The 17517-nt window shown below is 62.8% G+C and carries 13 protein-coding genes; 6 read left to right on the forward strand and 7 right to left on the reverse strand.

The window, feature by feature from the left end:
* Nucleotides 1-2: 2 nt before the first annotated feature.
* From BC1002_RS29370 to BC1002_RS29380, 3 genes are all read right to left on the reverse strand, one after another.
* The gene (locus BC1002_RS29370) at nt 3-983 is read right to left on the reverse strand and encodes an alpha-ketoacid dehydrogenase subunit beta (protein ID WP_013093604.1); all 981 of its coding nucleotides are present in this window, start codon (nt 981-983) and stop codon (nt 3-5) included.
* Nucleotides 976-2091: a pyruvate dehydrogenase (acetyl-transferring) E1 component subunit alpha gene (gene pdhA / locus BC1002_RS29375; RefSeq protein ID WP_013093605.1), complete on the reverse strand. Its 1116-nt coding sequence runs from the start codon at nt 2089-2091 to the stop codon at nt 976-978. Before pdhA ends, BC1002_RS29370 begins: the two co-directional genes overlap by 8 nt.
* A gap of 214 nt (nt 2092-2305) precedes the next feature.
* Nucleotides 2306-3091 (reverse strand): IclR family transcriptional regulator, encoded by a 786-nt coding sequence (locus BC1002_RS29380; protein WP_013093606.1) that lies wholly within the window; start codon nt 3089-3091, stop codon nt 2306-2308.
* Between the two features lie 183 nt (nt 3092-3274).
* Between BC1002_RS29380 and BC1002_RS29385 the strand changes: the two genes are divergently transcribed.
* Complete coding sequence (locus tag BC1002_RS29385; protein ID WP_018436312.1) at nt 3275-4558, forward strand: MFS transporter; 1284 nt, start codon at nt 3275-3277, stop codon at nt 4556-4558.
* A 4-nt stretch (nt 4559-4562) separates the two neighbouring features.
* A complete protein-coding gene (locus BC1002_RS29390) occupies nt 4563-5009 on the forward strand; it encodes a type II 3-dehydroquinate dehydratase (RefSeq protein WP_013093608.1) in 447 nt (148 codons plus the stop codon).
* Nucleotides 5010-5076: 67 nt separating this feature from the next.
* Here the strand turns inward: BC1002_RS29390 and BC1002_RS29395 are convergent, their stop codons facing one another.
* Genes BC1002_RS29395 through BC1002_RS29405 form a run of 3 tightly spaced genes read right to left on the reverse strand, consistent with a single transcriptional unit; the run spans nt 5077 to nt 8020 of the window.
* The gene (locus BC1002_RS29395) at nt 5077-5424 is read right to left on the reverse strand and encodes an NIPSNAP family protein (RefSeq protein ID WP_013093609.1); all 348 of its coding nucleotides are present in this window, start codon (nt 5422-5424) and stop codon (nt 5077-5079) included.
* Nucleotides 5421-7142 (reverse strand): FAD-dependent oxidoreductase, encoded by a 1722-nt coding sequence (locus BC1002_RS29400; protein WP_013093610.1) that lies wholly within the window; start codon nt 7140-7142, stop codon nt 5421-5423. Before BC1002_RS29400 ends, BC1002_RS29395 begins: the two co-directional genes overlap by 4 nt.
* Before the next feature lie 32 nt (nt 7143-7174).
* Nucleotides 7175-8020, reverse strand: a complete 846-nt coding sequence (locus tag BC1002_RS29405) for an SDR family NAD(P)-dependent oxidoreductase (RefSeq protein WP_013093611.1) — start codon at nt 8018-8020, stop codon at nt 7175-7177.
* Between the two features lie 122 nt (nt 8021-8142).
* Here BC1002_RS29405 and BC1002_RS29410 point away from each other — a divergent pair, with 122 nt between their 5' ends.
* Nucleotides 8143-9075: a helix-turn-helix domain-containing protein gene (locus BC1002_RS29410; RefSeq protein ID WP_041735623.1), complete on the forward strand. Its 933-nt coding sequence runs from the start codon at nt 8143-8145 to the stop codon at nt 9073-9075.
* 23 nt (nt 9076-9098) lie between these two features.
* Here BC1002_RS29410 and benC read toward each other — a convergent pair whose 3' ends face one another.
* Entirely contained in the window at nt 9099-11900 is a 2802-nt protein-coding gene (gene benC / locus BC1002_RS29415) for a benzoate 1,2-dioxygenase electron transfer component BenC (protein WP_013093613.1), read from the reverse strand.
* A gap of 362 nt (nt 11901-12262) precedes the next feature.
* On the opposite strand from benC, the gene BC1002_RS29420 reads away from it, so the two are divergent.
* The 3 genes from BC1002_RS29420 to BC1002_RS29430 all read left to right on the forward strand — a co-directional run bounded on the left by BC1002_RS29420 (nt 12263) and on the right by BC1002_RS29430 (nt 17258).
* The gene (locus BC1002_RS29420; protein ID WP_013093614.1) at nt 12263-15040 is read left to right on the forward strand and encodes an MGH1-like glycoside hydrolase domain-containing protein; all 2778 of its coding nucleotides are present in this window, start codon (nt 12263-12265) and stop codon (nt 15038-15040) included.
* Nucleotides 15041-15248: 208 nt separating this feature from the next.
* Complete coding sequence (locus BC1002_RS29425; protein ID WP_013093615.1) at nt 15249-16571, forward strand: DUF2254 domain-containing protein; 1323 nt, start codon at nt 15249-15251, stop codon at nt 16569-16571.
* Between the two features lie 9 nt (nt 16572-16580).
* On the forward strand, nt 16581-17258 hold the full coding sequence (locus BC1002_RS29430; protein ID WP_013093616.1) for a carbonic anhydrase: 678 nt from the start codon (nt 16581-16583) through the stop codon (nt 17256-17258).
* The last annotated feature ends 259 nt before the right edge of the window (nt 17259-17517 follow it).

A 17517-nucleotide genomic window follows, 5' to 3' on the forward strand; every position in this document is an offset into this window, starting at 1 on the left:
CTTTATGACGCCTCCATAGCTTGCCTCACCGCGGCGACGATGCGCGACGCACCAGGCATGTATTGATTCTCGAGCCGGTACAGGGGTACCACGACGTCGTAGCCGGTCACGCGCTGCACAGGCGCGAGCAGCGAATAAAGTCCGCGCTCGGCGATATTGGCGGCGATCTCCGCGCCGATGCCGCCCGTGCGCGAGCCCTCGTGCACGATCACGCAGCGGCCCGTCTTCGCGACCGACGCCAGGATCGTGTTCATGTCGATCGGCTTGAGCGTCGCGACGTCGATCACTTCGGCCATCACGCCTTCCTGCGCGAGCAGATCGGCGGCGCCTTGTGCGTCCTGCACGGCACCCCCCCAGCACACCAGCGTCACATCCGAGCCCTCGCGCAGCGTAAAGCAGGTGTCGAGCGGCAGCCCTTCGCCGTTGTCATCGACGGTCTGCCGGTACAGCCGATAAAGTCGCGTCGGTTCGAAGAAGATCACCGGGTCGGGATCGCGAATCGCGGCCAGCAACAGCCCGTATGCGCGCGCCGGCGACGAAGGCGTAACGACGCGCAAGCCGGGAATGTGCGCGAACAGGGCTTCGGGGTTTTCGGAGTGATGCTCGGGGGCATGGATGCCTGCGCCGCACGGCGTGCGGATCACGAGCGGACAGGTGAGGCGTCCGCGGGTCCGATGCCGCAGACGCGACGCATGATTGAGCACATGATCGATCGCCGGGTACAGAAACCCGCTGAACTGAATCTCGGCGACGGGCTTCAGTCCCATCGCCGCCATGCCGATCGCGGTGCCCGCGATCGCTGCCTCGGCGAGCGGCGTGTCGAGCACGCGTTGTGCGCCGAAGCGTGCCTGCAGGCCGACCGTCGCGCGAAACACGCCCCCGTTCACGCCGATGTCCTCGCCGAGCAGCATGACGGCGGGATCATGTTCGAGTTCGTATGCGAGCGCCAGATTGAGCGCATCGATCATGTTCAGATCAGCCATGGCCGTTGCCTCCGTTCCGACCAGGCTGACCATTGCCCGCTATTGGCGCGAATCGCTGCGCGCTTTCCAGTTGCTCGCGCATGGCATGCGGCAGCGTCTCGTACAGGTGATCGAACATCGCGGAGGTATCGGGGGGCGGCACGGCCAGATATGCCTCTACGGCTGCTTCGACCTGCGCATGACACGCCCGGCCGAGTTGCTCATCCTGCGCCTTGTCCCAGAAGTTCATCCGCATCAGATACTTGCGCAATCGCAGCAGCGGCTCGTATTCCCATTGCTTCTGAATCTCATCCGAGTCGCGATAGCGCGTTGCATCGTCGGCCGTCGTGTGATCGCCGAGTCGATAGCTGAGCGCTTCGATCAATGTCGGGCCGTCGCCTCGCCGCGCTTTCGCGAGCGCCGCATGCATCACCTGATGCACGGCGATGACATCGTTGCCATCGACCTGCAAGCCGTCGATGCCCGCCGCAATTGCCTTCTGCGCGAGCGTCTGCGCCGCGCTCTGCGTGCTGCGCGGCACCGAAATCGCCCACTGGTTGTTGTTGACGACGAGCACGAGCGGCGTCTGCCAGACGCCCGCCATGTTCATCGCTTCGTAGAAATCGCCCTTCGACGTGCTGCCGTCGCCGCAGATCGCCACGGCGACGCGCGGTTCGCCGCGCAGCTTGAACGCGTAGGCCGCACCGGCGGCATGACACACCTGTGTGCCGATGGGAACGCAATTTGGAAAGTCGAACCGCGGCACGCTGAAGTCGCTGCCGCGTTCGTCACCGCCCCAATACAGCAGGCTTTCCGTCATCGTGACGCCGCGCAGCAATTGCGCCGCATGATCGCGATACGAAGGGAACAGCACGTCATCGGCCTGCATCGCGCTCGCGACGCCCACCCCGATCGCCTCCTGCCCCACCGACGATGCGAACGTGCCGAGCTTGCCGGTGCGCTGCAGCGCGACCGCTTTGGTATCGAACGCGCGGGTCAGCACCATCGCGCGATAGAGGGAAATCAGCGCCTCGGGTTCCCGCGCGAACGCCGGCAATGGCTGTACGGGTTCGCTTTCGGGACCCAGATATCGCGTATACCCGATGTGAAAACTGGCAGTCGTGGTCATGACCGCCCTCCTTGCTTTTCCGATGTCGAATGCGTGCAGGAGATCACGTGCACAACCCGTGCCTGTAGACCCAGGGGTGCCGGCGCGCTGAACGACGGTTCGGGCGGCTTATCGTTTGACAGGGAAAGCGGGGATAAGGTGCGAAATTTTCTGCTGCGAGTGCGCGTCAATGCAGGTGGAGAAGCATGCGCGGAGGGATGTGCCCGCAAATTCTTCATCCCTTGCCGAGCGGCGGCCGACTCGGAAATCCCGCCATATTGCTCAACTGAGCCAGTTCATTCGTTGCGTCGCGCAGCAGTATCGAGTACTCGTGAATCTTCCCGGTCGTCAGCCGCACCCGCGGACCGGCCAGACTGATGACGCCGACGCAGCGCGAACCGCTCACCACGGGCACCGCCACCGCAGACATACGCGGGGCAAACACCTCGTCGATCATCGCATAGCCACGCACGCGCGCAGCGTGCAGGAAGCCCAGCAGCGCTTTGAGCGTCGTCGGCGCATTGGGTCCAAACTCGTTCGGTTGTCCGAAACCCTGCTTCAGTACCAGCGCCGCCGCCTGCTCGTCGGTCATTGTCATCAGCCATGCGTGTCCGGTCGACGTGCATGAAAGTCGTGCTGCCTGGCCCATGTCAGGATCGTATCGAAAGCCGATGCGCTGTCCGTCCGCCTTCCCCACCCAGATGATTGCTTCGCCATCCACCAGCGACAGCCGCGCCAGCTCGCCTGTCTGCGCAGCGACGCGTTCGATGATCGGCTGGGCGATATCCGCGATACCCGTCAGGCTCAAAAATTCCAGCCCGTTCGACGTCATGCGCATGGTCAGAATGTAGCGGCTGTGATCGACAAGTTGCCTGACATAGCCGCCTTCGATGAGCTCGGCGAGCAGCCGGTGGCAGGTGCTGCGTGGCAGCGACAAAGCGTCGGCAATGGCCAGAAGGCCCGCGCCTTCGGGTTGCGACGCCAGGAAATCAAGAACTCTCAGGCCGTTTTTGAGCGACATTTTCCCGCGATTTCATTATGTGCAATGCAGTTCCGGTGCGGAACGTCCCGCTTTCAGAGCGCAAACAATAGCACTTGTTCGTCGCAGAAACGAACGGTTCAAATCAGGCATTCAGGAGACGACATGTCATTTTTTGCTGATTCAGACCTTGCCGCGGAGGAACACTCCGCGCAGGCCCACTTGATGGCGCGCCGGGCGGTGGCAGGCGCGACCGTCGGAACGGCGCTCGAATGGTTCGACTTCGCGCTGTATGGCGTGGTCGCGGCCACGATCTTTCCAAAGCTGTTTTTCCCGTCGCTGGACCCCACCGCCTCGCTGCTCGCGTCGCTGGCCAGTTTCTGGGCAGGGCTCGCCGCCCGCCCGCTAGGCGCGGTGATCTGCGGGATGCTCGGGGACCGTTGGGGACGCCGCAAACTGATGCTCATCACCGTGTCGGTAATGGGAGTTTCATCGTTCCTGATGGGGCTGCTGCCCACTTACCACCAGGTTGGCATCCTCGCGCCGACGTTGCTGGTGACACTGCGCATCATCCAGGGTTTCGCGCTTGGCGGCGAGTCGACAGGCGCGCAACTGATGGCGGTCGAGCATGCATCTGCGAACCGACGTGGTTTGTATTCGGGCCTGCTTGGCATCTGCTCGCCACTCAGCCAGATTCTCGCCAACTTCTCGCTCTTTACGCTGGCCGCGCTGCTCTCCTCGGACGACTTCGATGCCTGGGGATGGCGAGTCCCGTTCCTCGCAAGCTTCGTGCTGGTGCTGCTGGGCATTTACATCCGCAGGAAGGTGAGCGAGACACCCGCGTTCGAGGCGCTCAAGAAGACTGGCGCTCGCACACGCGCCGCTAATCCGCTAGGCACCGTCTTCAAATATCACTGGCGCACCGCGCTTCGCCTGACGCTGTTCTTCTGTGGCCCGGCGGCGCTGTTTTATCTGATCGTGGTGTTCTCGCTCAGCTATCTGACCAAACACCTCGGCGTACCCAAGCAGACCGGTTTCATGCTGTTGATGGTTGCGAATGTCTGCGCCATCGCGGGCGCGCTGGTCGGCGGTTATCTGAGCGATCGGATCGGACGCAAACGTGCGCTGATGATCGGCTCGTTCTGCACGCTGATCTGCTGCCTGATCTACTTTCCGATTCTCAATCAGAACTCGATCGCGATGACGATGGCCGTGATGGGCGCCTTCCTCGGCTTCACCCAGTTCCAGAGCGGCATCCAGCCGGTGTGGTTCGCCGAGTCATTTCCGACCGAGGCGCGCTACACGGGGTCCGCACTGTCGTACTCGGGAGCTAACCTGCTCACCGGCGGTCCGATGCCCATCGTCGCGGTTGCGCTGCTCAATGCCTTCAACGGTTCACCGTGGGCCATCGTAGCCGTTTGCGGCTCGCTGAACCTGATCTCCTTCCTGATGATCGCCATATCCCGCGAAACCAAAGACACGGCTCTCGAACGCTCTTCTACACATTGACACCATGACTCGCAAACTCTACATCCTCAATGGCTCCAACCTGAACATGCTGGGCATGAGGGAGCCACATCTTTACGGCAGTACGACGCTGAAGGACATCGAACGGAACTGCCTCGCGCTGGCCGACGCCCTGAAGTTCGACTGCGTATTCCGTCAAACGAACAGCGAAAGCGAGTTGATCGACTGGATCCAGGAAGCGTTCCTGCAGGACGCCGCGCTGATCATCAATCCGGCCGGCTTTTCATTCGGTCGGATTCCGGTGCTCGACGCAGTCAAGCTGATCCGCCGGCCGGTCGTGGAATTGCACATCACCAACATCCACCGACGCTCGGAGGAATATCGTCACTCGACGATTTCGGTGGCGGCTACCGCGGTAATTTGCGGGGCTGGGGCGAACGGATACTTGCTGGCGATCCGCGCGATCGACGATCTGTGGGGCAACCAGACCTGAGCCGCCTCTTCTGTGAGAGAAGCACGCGGGCTCCGCGATGGAGCCCGCTTCGGCCGACAGCTTCGGCTTACTTTGCGACACTATCCAGCGCGGTGGCCCGAATGAGCCGTGTCTCCTGAGCCGTGATCAGATGGCCCGATGCCTTCAGATAGGCGGGGAAATCGGGATGCGTATCGCGTGCCAGGCACCGTCGTTCGTAGTCGGCCAGATCGTCATACCCCCACAGGTGGGTGAACTGGTTCTGCGGCCCGACCACACTCGTCCAAAAACCGAGCGGATGTCCAAGCGTCTCGAGCAGGATTGGCATCGCGAGCCTGTCAAACACGTCGAGAAACTCGGGCATCTTGCGCAGCGCGATCGTGTAGACCCGGAAATCCAACAGGGGCTTTGCCAGATACATGGAGCGAGCGTTCATGCGCACACCTCCTGTTTGGAGGTCGTGGCTTTGGCGGCGATCGCGTTACCGGTGACAAAGCCGAACGTCATATTCGGCCCGTGGGTGATGCCGGCGCCCGGATAGTTGCCGCCCATCACACTGCGGCGGTCATTGCCGACCGCGTAAAGGCCCTCGATCTCGCTGCCGTCAGCCCGCAGCACCTCGCCAGTGACGCTGGTCTTGAGGCCGTCGAACGTGCCCAGATCACCCATCACCACCTTCACCGCATAGAAGGGGCCGGTCGCAATAGGCGCAACGCAAGGATTAGGCTTGTGGTCCGGATCGGCGAGATAACGGTTGAACGAAGTGCGACCGCGATGGAACGCCGGGTCCTCTCCGCGCTCGGCATCGCGATTGTAGGCATGGACCGTCATTTCGAGCGCATCGGGAGCAATGCCGCAATTGCGCGCCAGCTCGCCGATCGTGTCGCCCTTGACCAGGTAGCCTTTGCGCAGCAGCGGCCCCACCGGCATCGGCGCGGGCTTGGCATAGCCCAGTCCATACTTGCCCAGCGCCACCTTATCGCAGATCAGCCACATCGCCGTCTCGCGTTCACCCTCGCAGGCGCGCATCAACGCGGCGCCAACGTCGTGGTAAGAGTTCGATTCATTGGTGAAGCGCTGACCGTTGCGCAGCACGCCGATCACGCCGGGCTTATACCGGTCGAGCAGATGCGGGAACACGCCAGTGCGGCCCTTGCCGAAGGGCACCTTCGACACAGGCATCCAGGCCGCCGCATCGGCGAAGCCGAGCTTCACGGCACCACCCACCTGCTGCGCCATGGTCAGGCCGTCGCCGGTATTGCCGACGGGCGTGGGCGACAGATGCTCACCCCCACGCTTCACATGCGGATAGACCTGCGCGATGCGCTTCAGATCGTGCGGGAAGCCGCCACAAGCCAGCACGACGCCGTGCCGGGCGGTGATCCGCAGTTCACCGTCCGCCGCGGCCGCGCGCACACCGATCACCTTGTCGTCCTCGCTCAGCAGTTCCTTCACGGGCGTCGACGTGAGGATCGGAATGTCGATCGCCAGCGCCGACTTTGCGAGCCTCGCGGCGAGCGCGTTGCCGCTCGTCACGTTGATCCCGCGCCGGTAGAGCGCCAGCTCCTTGATGTGCGTAGCCAGACGGCGGGCCACATACATGAATGAAACGATGGACTTGGTCGCGCGGAAGAAGTGCTTGAGGTCCGCGTTCGAGGAATTGAACATCATCCCCATGAAAGTGATCGTCTCGAGCGGCTGCTTGAGGCGGCGCATGTCCTTGCCCAGCCCGCGAATGTCATAGGGTGCGGCGAGGATCGAGCGGCCGATGTCGACGCCGCCCGGCGCATCCGGGTGATAGTCCGGATAGAGCGTCGGCACGAACTTCATCTCGGTCTCGCGCTCGAAGAACTCGACCATTTTCGGCCCGTTCTCGATGAAGCACTGGACCGCGGCCGCATCGAAGTTGTCGCCCGTCTCGCTCATCATGTATTCGCGCACGCGCTCGACGGTGTCAGCCGGGTTCTGCTGTCGGCCGAATTTGCTCAGCGGAATCCACAGGACCCCGCCCGACAGCGCGGTCGTACCACCGAACACGGGCTCCTTCTCGAGCACGATGACATCGAGGCCGCGCTTGCGTGCCGTGATCGCAGTGGCGAGGCCCGCGGCACCCGATCCGACCACGACCAGATCGCAGGTGATCTCCTTGGTCATATCCAATCTCCTTCGTTATGGTGTGATGGCGCTCACGCGGCCGCGGTAGCGTTGAAACCGGGGCGCGGAACCATGTCCATCAGCATGCAATCCAGACCGCCATCGACGAGCACCTCCGCGCCATTGACGTAGGCAGCCATATCAGAGGCAAGGAACAGAGCCGGGCCGGCGAGGTCTTCCGGCTCGCCGATGCGGCGGCTCGCGGTGGCGGCGGCGCGGCGCGCCTCGAAGCCGGGCTCCTCGTAGAACTTCGCGGACAGCGCGGTGCGGATCATGCCGGGCAGCACGCAGTTGCTGCGCACGCCGCGTGGGCCCCACTCCGCCGCCAACTGCCGCGAAAGCAGCAGCACGCCCGCTTTGCTGGGGCTATAGGAGCCGCTATTGGTCTGCGGATTGAGAGACGCAATCGAGGCAACGTGGACGATACTGCCCTTGCCCGCCGCCAGCATGTCGCGCCCGAAAGCTCGGGCACACAGCAGATAGCCGGTCAGGTTAACAGCGATCGCCTGGTTCCAGTCTTCGATCGAGACCGTCTCGAGCGCTCCGGCGCGCAGAAGCCCTGCATTGTTGACGAGCGCGCTGACCGGCCCGAGCTCTGCGCGAACCTTGTCGGCAGCCGCGGCAACCGAGGCTTCGTCCGACACGTCGCAGGCGATCGCCTGCGTCACCGCACCGGCCTTGCGAAGTTCGGCGGCGACAGCTTCAGCGCCGGCAAGATTCCGATCCACGAGCGCCACATGTGCGCCGACAGCTGCAAAGGCGCGCGCGATGCCGGCACCAATGCCACTTCCCGCACCCGTGACTACGCAGACCTTGCCGTCCAAGTTCAGCGCGTACGGGGTCGAAGCCGCTGCGCGATTTTCAAGTTCCTGTCTCATGTAATTACCTTCCTGAAATTTGTATGCGATTACGCTTCCTGAAATCCGTATCGCCATTGAACGCCCGGAGCGCCTATGGAACAATGGACAGAGTCGACATTGAGCAGGACATAACGTGCATCATGGCCTCTGATCCACAGCGCCGTCGCACCGTGCTGCATTTCGCGCTCTATGGCGCGGAGGCGGACCAGCCTTGGGTCGACATGGTCCATTACGAACGCATTCCGCTGCGTGCCGGCCGCTTCGACTTCGACATCGAACCGCACGTCCACGACGCGCTGATCCAGGTGCTCTACGTCACCGCCGGCGGCGGCGAGACCTTCATCGACGGCAAGACCTGGGCCGTCCAGGCGCCATGCCTGATCGTCGTGCCGGCGCGCTCGGTCCACGGCTTTCACTTTCGCAGCGACATCGACGGGCACGTCATCACCGCAGCGCAGTCGGCGCTGGAATCGCTAGCAATGACGGCCGCGCCCGAACTGCTGGAATTCATCCGCACGCCGACCGTGCTGTCGATCGACCCCGACGTCGAGCGCGGCACATCGCTGGACACCCTGTTTCAGTCGATCGGGCACGAGGCCGAGAGCCACGAGCGCTGGCAGTTCACCGCGGGCGCCGCACTCACTATCACGCTGTTCGTCAAGATCGGGCGCCTCAGCGAGAGCGCCCGGCTTTCGGCCAATTCCGAGCAGCGCACCATGGCCGCGCGGATCGAGCGGTTCCGCGCCCTGCTCGACCGCCATTGCCGTGAGCGCCGGCCGGTCGCCAGCTATGCCGGCGAGATGGGCGTGACCACCGGTCAGCTCTCCCGGATCTGCCGCGCTACGTTCGGGGTCTCGGCAATCGAGGCGATCGATGCACGTTCGATCCATGAGGCCAAGCGGCTGCTCGGCTATTCGACGCTCAGCGTGAAGCAGATCGCCAGTGAACTGGGCTTTCAGGACGAGGCCTATTTCGGACGCTTCTTCCGCAAGCAGACGGGGCTGCGGCCAACCGAATACCGCTCTGCGGCCCACGATCGATCCTTGCCGCCTGAAAAAGCGAGAGCGGACTGACTCGCTCTCGCCCCTGCTCCGCTTCAGGCCGACAACGCCCCCAGCTTCACGTACAGGTGCTCCGGCCCGGAGTTGGTCAGATTGTTGCCCCGCACATACTGGATCGGCCTTGCCGGATCGAGCGCAATCTCGCCGATCTTGCGGGCCAGAGCCTTCGTCGCGATCAGCGTCTCCAGCTTGGCGAGCGGCGCGCCAAGGCATTTGTGCATGCCGTTGCCGAAACCCAGATGGCCGCTGGAGTCGCGGTCGATGTCGAAGGTCTCGCCATCGGCGAACTTGCGGCTGTCGCGGTTCGCAGCCGACAGCAGCAATCGCACCACCGCGCCCTTGGGCAGATCGACACCCGCGATGGTGGTCGCCTCGGTGGTGATGCGGCTCACGCGCTGGACGGTGCCACGATAGCGCGCCACCTCCTCGACGTAACGCTCAGCGTCGGCGGGGTTTTCGCGGAGACGTCGCAGCAGGTTCGGCTGTTCGGCGAACATGCGAAACGCGTTGGCGACAAGGATGGTGGTCGTGTCGTGCCCGGCGATGAAGACGAACGCGCACAGCTCCTTCGCTTCCTTTTCCGAAAGCAGCCCGTCCTTCCACATGCGCGCGATATGTCCGCCGATCGACTGGCTGTCGGTATGAGCGAGCCGCTCCATCGCTTCCTTCAGATAAGCGAAGAAAGCCTTCGCGCTCTGCTCGTCGGTGCCGGTCCCCGGCGCATTGCGGGCGAGGCGCCCGAAATAGCTAAAGGTCTCGTCCGACCAGAACTTCATCTTTTCCTCATCCTCGTTCGGCACGTCGATCATCGTGGAGATCGTCGAGATGCTGAGCGGGATCGCAAAATCGTTGACGACATCACCGCCGCCCTTGGCGATCATCGCGTCGAGCAGGTCCTCCGCCCTTTGCGCGATCTGATCGATAAAAGGATCGAGCGCCAGCGGCAGGAACGACGGCTGGACGACCTTGCGCAGGCGCGAATGGTCGGGTGCGTCGAACAGCGTCAGGAACGTCAGCGGCGGCGGGCTGACGACCTCGGAGGAAAACAGCTTCGGGTTGCGGATCGCCTGGTACACATCGTCATAGCGCGACAGGAACCACACGTCCGAAGTCGCCGACTGGCAACGCAGCACCGGCGCATGCTCCCGCATCCAGCGGTAGTGCTCGTAAGGGTCGCCTTGCGAGCCGTCATCGACCACCTTGAATGGCTCCAACCCATCGGGCCAGTCCAGTTCGTGTGAATAGGCCGGAAGCGTGCTGCCCGAGAATGGGCAGACCTGCGGCGCGCTCTGCGGCACAGCAGCCGGGAGAACGGGGGCCGGGGCCGGGGCCGCTGCGGCCACGGGTGCCGTCTTGGCCGTCGCCATACGCTCCAGCGCCCGGCTCATCGTGGCCTTGGAATGGAGCGCATGCAGCGCAATCACGTCCCGCGCCGCGTTCAGGTCGCCCAGTTCGAAGGCCGCGACGATGTCCCGGTGCTGCTGGACGATATCGCCGACGATCTCGATCTGGTCGGACAGCGCGCGAGCGATGTAGTCCTGCACGGCCAACTGCCGGTAGAGCGCGATCAACTGGGCGTTCCCGGAGGCTTCGATCGTGAACAGGTGGAACGCGTGATTCGCCTCGATGTAGCGTGGCACATCGGTAAAGTGCCGCCCGCGCACGAACGGCGCCGTCGCCTCGGCGAGCTGGCGGAAGGTGATCAGTTGCTCGCTCGACAGCCGGCCCATGGTCAGCTGAGCCGCCCCCAGTTCGAGCGCCATGCGCAGGTCGAGGGCTTCATCGACATCGACAGGAGCGATGCGCTCCTCGCCGGTCTGGACCACGAGGCCGGTGCCGGCGAACTTCTCGTAATAGAAGTTGCGCGGCGTCAGCCCTTCGGACGACAGAAAATCGCGCACCGCATCGACCATCGGCGGCGGGCCGCACAGGTAGACATCAGCATCGCCACCGTTGAGCTGGGAGGCGCCGATGTGGTGGGTCACATAGCCCTTGTTGGGATAGGCACTGTCGGCGTTGGAGACGGTGCACGCATAGGTGAAGTTCGGCAGGCGCTGCGCATAGGTTTCGAGCCGGTCGATGCCAACCAGATCCTCATCGCTGTTCACACCGAGGATCATGTGGATCGGGTACGGGCTGCCGCCGTCCTCGACGATCTTGTCCAGCATCGACAGGAACGGCGCGAGGCCCGTGCCACCCGCCAGAAACAGCACCGGCCGCTCGATGGCGCGTAGATAGAAGCTTCCCATCGGGCCGCGAAACTCGATCGGGTCGCCCACTTTGGCGGTTTCGCACAGCCAGGTCGACATCACGCCTTGACGCACATTGCGCACAAGGAAGGACACGTGCGGCTCGGACGGCCCCGAGCTGAACGAGTAGGACCGAGTCTGATCGGTGCCGGGCACCTGGACGTTGACGTACTGCCCGGGAAGAAAGCTGAGATCCGCGCGGTCCTCGAGCTCGACCGCGAAGGCGATCGTAGTGTCCGACGCTCGTTGGCAGGCGACGATCCGCCCCTTGTGGGAAGCTGGGCCGGTACCCGAGACATCGGAGATCGTGGCGATCTGGATCACGCAGTCGGAACGCGGACTCATCTGGCAGGTGAGAACCTTGCGGGCGCTCACCTCGTCCGGGCTCAGCGCATCTTCCACGCAGTCGCCAAGAACGTACTCGCCGGACTCGCAGACCGCCTTGCAGGTGCCACACACACCATCACGGCAATCGAGCGGGATATTGATCCTGGCGCGAATGGCGGCATCGGTGACGCGCTCGCCCTCCTCGCAGTCGATGAAGCGGGTCACTCCGTCCTCAAAACGGAGGGTTATCTGATGGGCCATGCCGGTGTCTCCTCTAGAGCCGCCCGAACAGTCCGCTTCACTGGCGGTGTATGTTGGGGCGGGTGGCGCGCGAGGCAATCTTGTTTCTCGCAAGCGCCAGGTGGGCTTAATGGCGCCAATTTAGAGCCTGAGCCGCGTTCCCCTCAATGGACAGAGATGACGTTTGCCCGGACAAAACGTGCATCGTGACGGATGCCCGATGGTGGTAGTAACCCGCACCTCACCCGCTTTCCGAGGCTAGAAACCACACGTCGACCGCATTAAATTCGCTGCGCTTGGGAGCCGAACGCAATAAGGCCCAAACGACGCCTATCATCCAGATACCGCCCGGCAACGAAGTCGACCCCGGATTGGGAGGTCACATGTCATCGCTACGCGCAAACGATCTGCTCCGTTCGAAGGAAGGAAGCCGTCTGCATGGCCCGGACCTCGATTGCTGGCGCCGCTGGGGGCCTTATCTGAGCGACCGGCAGTGGGGCACCGTTCGCGAGGACTACAGCGACTACGGAACCGCATGGGAGTATTTCCCCCACGATCAGGCGCGCAGCCGCATGTACCGCTGGGGCGAGGACGGCATTGCCGGATTCGGCAACGATCCACTCGACTGGTGCGTGTCGCTCGCGCTCTGGAACGGGCGCGACCCCATCCTGAAGGAGCGGCTGTTTGGCTTGACCAATGCGCAAGGCAATCACGGCGAGGACGTGAAGGAACTGTACTTCTACGTCGACGGCACGCCGACGCATTCGTACATGAAGATGCTGTACAAGTACCCGCACGATGCGTATCCGTATCAGGACCTGATCGACGAAAACGGCCGGCGCGGCGCCGATCAGCCCGAATACGAAATCCTCGATACGGGCGTGTTCGACAACGATCGCTATTTCGACGTCTGGGTCGAGTACGCGAAGCACACACCCGACGACATCGTGATGCGCGTCACCGTCGAAAATCGCGCGGATCAGCACGCGCCACTCCATGTGCTGCCGCTGTTCTGGGCGCGCAACCGCTGGGCCTGGTCAGGCAAGCCCGGCAGGCCGTCGCTCACGCTCGAACCGGCGTCCGTCGAAGGCGCGCGCGTGATCGCGCACAACCCCGCGCTGGGCACGATGATCGTCACGGCTTCGGCGCCGCAGCCGATCGAATGGCTGTTCTGCGAAAACGAAACCAATGTGCGCCGCATTTTCGGCATCGCCGGCGCGGGCCCGTTCAAGGATGGCTTCAACGATTACCTCGTCGATGGCGACGAGCAGGCGATACGCCGCGACGCGGGCACCCGTGCCGCCGCGCATGTGGCGCTGTCGCTCGCGCCGCACGAGCGCGCGGTGCTGTATCTGCGCTGGCGCCCGGCCGCACTGCCGGGCATCACGCGCGACGACGCGCCGCTCGACTTCGAAGCACTGTTCGCGCGCCGGATCGCGGAGGCCGACGAGTTCTACGCGGCGCTCCAGCATGACATCGCCGACGCCGATGCGCGGCTCGTGCAACGCCAGGCGCTCGCCGGCATGCTATGGACGAAGCAGTATTACCAGTTCGACGTGACGCGCTGGCACGACGGCGACCCCGGTCAGCCGAAGCCGCCGAAAGGACGCCGGCACGGGCGCAATGCCGACTGGCGGCATATGTGCAATGGCGACGTCGTATCGATGCCGGACAAGTGGGAATACCCGTGGTACGCGTCGTGGGATCTCGCGTTTCATGCGGCCGCGTTCGCGATGATCGATCCCGACTTCGCGAAGAAGCAGTTGCTGCTGCTCGTGAAAGAACGGTACATGCATCCGAACGGGCAGTTGCCCGCGTACGAATGGGCGTTCGGCGACGCGAACCCGCCCGTCCATGCATGGGCGACATGGCGCGTGTACGAACTCGACCGTGAAGTCACGGGCGTCGGCGACCACCAGTTTCTCGAAGTGATGTTCCACAAGCTGCTGCTGAATTTCTCGTGGTGGGTCAACCGCAAGGACGCGGAGGACCGCAACATCTTCCAGGGGGGCTTTCTCGGGCTCGACAACGTCGGGATCTTCGACCGCTCTTCGCCGCTGCCGACGGGCGGGCGCATCGACCAGGCCGACGGCACCGCGTGGATGGCCTCGTATGCGCTCGACCTGATGCAGATCGGACTCGAGCTTGCGATGACGAACAACGCCTACGTCGAAATCGCGGTGAAATTCTTCGAGCATTTCCTGTATATCGCGGAAGCGGTCGGTTGCAGCGAGGGATGCAGAACAGGCCTGTGGGACGGCCGCGACGAATTCTTCTATGACGTACTGCATCTTCCGGACGGAACCCGTGTGCCGATGCGCGTTCGCTCGATCGTCGGCCTGATTCCGCTGTTCGCCGTCCATGTGCTCGAAGAGCGGATATACGGCCACCTGCCTGGCCTGCGAGAACGGCTCGCGTGGTTTCTCGATCATCGTCCGAACCTGGCCAAGCTGGTGTCGCGTTGGACCGAACCCGGCAAGGGCAACACCACGCTGCTGTCGCTGCTGCGCGGATACCGGATGACGGCGCTGCTGCGCCGAGCGCTCGACGAAAACGAATTTCTGTCCGATCACGGCGTGCGTGCGCTGTCGCGCGTGCATCGCGATACACCGTACGAGTTCGATCATGGCGGCGCGCATGTCTGCATCGAGTATCAGCCGGCCGAATCGGATTCGCGCGTGTTCGGCGGCAATTCGAATTGGCGCGGGCCTGTGTGGATGCCCGTCAACTATCTGCTGATCGAATCGCTGTATGAATTCCATCGCTACTACGGCGACGAGTTCCGCATCGAATATCCGACGGGATCGGGCAACCGGTGCTCGCTCAGCGAGATCGCCGACGGTCTCGCGCGGCGTGTCACTACCCTCTTTCTGAAGGACGAGCGCGGCATGCGACCGGTGATGGCGGCTTATCCGCAGTTGCAGGCCGACCCGCGTTCGTCTGAGCTCGTGCTGTTCCACGAGTACTTTCACGGCGACAGCGGGCGTGGCGTCGGCGCTTCGCATCAGACGGGCTGGAGCGGTCTCGTCGCGTTGCTGCTGCAGCCGCGTCTGATGAAGCTGGCCCACCTGGCGTCCGATACCGCCGCCGCTGCCGCCGCCGAAGACGCGCGGGCGGGCGCGCCAGCCGCCGAAGACGCACTGCCCACGATGGCACGATAGACGACGCTCTCCTGCGGCCATTCTTCATAACGATGTCTCGTCATCTTCGTCGCGAGGTTTCGCACGTCCTCAGGCGTCGACCTGTCGGACCAAAGTCTCATTGACCGACCCGAAGGTCGCGTGTCTTATTGGTTCGGGAGAGTCCACGTGCCCGAGGAGTCTCCTTTTCATCGTCCGAGGCGAACCGCGACGCAGGAAGAGCGCAATCATGGACTGGAACCGCTGGTACAGCCTAAAGAGTTACCTCAGGTCTTCCCTGTGGACGGTGCCGCTCGTCGCAGTAGCGATCTATGCGGTGGTAAAGCCGCTCACTGAAATGCTGGGAAGGTGGTTGATCGGACACGACATCCTCGATCCGAAAACCGGCCTGTTTGGGCTGTCGATGACTGGAGCGCGGTCGCTTGTCGGCGACATCGTTTCCGCAGACCTGGCGTTTCTGGTGTTTACCTTCGGTTCGCTGCTCGTCGCGATCCAGGTGGCTGGCGGTCAATATACGCCGCGGATCATCGCTACCACGTTGCTGCGCGATAACGTAATCCGCAACATCTCGGGATTGTTCGTTTTCACACTCCTGTTCGCCAACAGAACCCTGGGCTGGATGGGTGACAGTCAGGTGCACCAGCTTCAGGTATTCATTGCAGCGCTATTCGGATTCGCTTCCGTCGTCGCATTCCTTTTCCTGATCGACTATGCGGCGAAATTCCTGCGGCCAGTGAGCCTGGTGGCGCGAGTTGGGGAACTTGGGATAGCGGTCATCGAAGGCGTTTATCCCGCGCCGGCGACGGGCAGGATCGCCCCGCCGTGCGTTGACCGCAAGCGAGGCGTGCCTGATCGCATCGTTCGCCACAGCGGCATATCCGGCATCGTTCTGGCCGTGAATCTCGAAAGACTGGTTGCCAAGGCGAGACGCACAAACTCGGTTATCGAATTCGTGCCGCAAGTCGGCGATTTTGTCGCGGTGGACGAACCCTTGTTTTATCTGTACGGAGACTCGGGCGCAATCGATGAAAACCGGCTGCGTACACTGATCGCCTTTGGGACTGAACGCACGATGGAACAGGATCCAATGTTCGCATTCCGCATCCTCGTCGATATTGCGCTGAAGGCGTTATCGGCCGCGATCAACGATCCCACCACGGCCGTGCTGGCTATCGATCAGTTGCAGCGGCTATTGCGCGTAGTCGGAAAACGGTCTTTGTACACCGAAGAGATCACGGATAAGTCTGGGCGTGTGTGCGTCATCTTCCGAACGCCGAACTGGGAAGATTTCGTGCATATCAGTTTCCGCGAGATACGTCAGTACGGCGCGGGCAGCATCCAGATCGCGCGCCGTCAGCGCGCGGCGATAGAAAATCTCCTCCATTGCTTACCGGAGCATCGTCACGACGCATTACGTGTCGAGCTGACCCTGCTGGACCGTGAGATCGGTGCGCGGCATCCATTTCCGGAGGACCAGGCGTTGGCCCGTATCCCGGACTCGCAAGGGCTTGGAGGCTCGGACACCTCGGCAGCAAGGCAACCCGTCCTTTGAGAGGCGATCATGCAAAAACTCATCATGGGCATCGTCGAGTTCCGGGAGAAGATGCTGCCGCAATACGCGCAGCAGTTCAGCAAACTGGCGCTCGCTCAAACACCCGATGCGCTATTCATCACGTGCTCGGACAGCCGGGTTGTGCCGGATCTGCTTGCATCGACGCATCCCGGCGATCTCTTTACGATGCGCAACGTGGGCAATCTGATTCCACCGGCGACTTCAGAGGGCGTCTCTACCGGAGATCTTTCCGAGGCAAGCGCGATCGAATATGCGGTGCTGGTGCTGAAAGTCGCGAATATCGTCGTGTGCGGGCATTCGGAGTGCGGCGCGATGAAGTCCGTGTTCTCACGAAACGCCAAGCTGAAATCGCCAAACCTCGATAAATGGCTATGCCACGCCAACAACGCGGCGTTTCGCCTCGAACAGGAAGGTCCGCTCGATGACAGCCTGAAAGCGCACGATCAATTGTCGCAACTCAATGTACTCGTGCAGCTCGAGCACCTGATGACCTACCCGATCGTCCGCCAGCAAGTCACCGCCGGGGCACTCGTATTGAGCGGCTGGTGGTTCGATATCGCGACTGGCGCCATGTATGCCTATGAGCGCACGAGCCGCTCATTCGAAGTGATCGATCGCGCAATGGCTGAGCGGATGATTGCGCGCCTTGCGGCGCGGGCGAGGTGATGGTTTGCCAAGCTTGACGACGGCACCGAATTGGCGCGCATGAAATTAAACGACAGATATCAGTCAATCAGTCGGTCGGTCCCGCCGCTCGATAACAAAAGTTAGACGCCTCTCTCTAATCTGCCAATAACCCCGGTATTGCACCACGCGGGTAATTCCGAATATTACACATAGATTAACAATTCCATACTCCGTCACGACGGGCGCTCAGGCTCCCTGAGAACGTCCAGTCGACGTGCATGGAAGCCGCTTCCAGGCT

The organism is Paraburkholderia atlantica, from assembly GCF_000092885.1.
Lineage (GTDB): Bacteria > Pseudomonadota > Gammaproteobacteria > Burkholderiales > Burkholderiaceae > Paraburkholderia > Paraburkholderia atlantica.